Source organism: Lysinibacillus sp. GbtcB16 (assembly GCF_019091145.1).
GTDB lineage: Bacteria > Bacillota > Bacilli > Bacillales_A > Planococcaceae > Lysinibacillus > Lysinibacillus fusiformis.
The window spans coordinates 1-242 of record NZ_JAGXJV010000783.1 but is presented as its reverse complement, the minus strand read 5'-3'; the positions used below and the strand labels follow the sequence as shown (position 1 = coordinate 242).

Sequence of the window (242 nt, the reverse complement as noted above, 5' to 3'; positions counted from 1 at the left end):
GAAATTTATAAATGCAAGACTATGGGGGAGGAATTCGGAGTGGAAGTTTCCAAGAAATCATTTGTTTCACTATGCTTAAGCTTATGTTTGGTGTTCAGCTTGCTCTCGGGGCTGCTGGTCAATCCTGCGTCTGCGAAAACGGTTCGTGTTGCTGTTGTTGCTTCGTTATCCGGTGATGTGACCGTGAAGAAAGGCGGAGGCTCCAAAACGTATGATGCTTACGAAAGTATGAGCTTAAATCA

At 44.6% G+C, this 242-nt stretch carries 1 protein-coding gene; it reads left to right on the top strand.

Going from position 1 to position 242, the window contains the following annotated elements; all coding sequences use genetic code 11:
- Positions 1 to 39 precede the first annotated feature (39 nt).
- A partial coding sequence (locus tag KVT27_RS25890) for a hypothetical protein (protein ID WP_217582305.1) occupies positions 40 to 242 on the top strand: 203 nt, incomplete at its 3' end.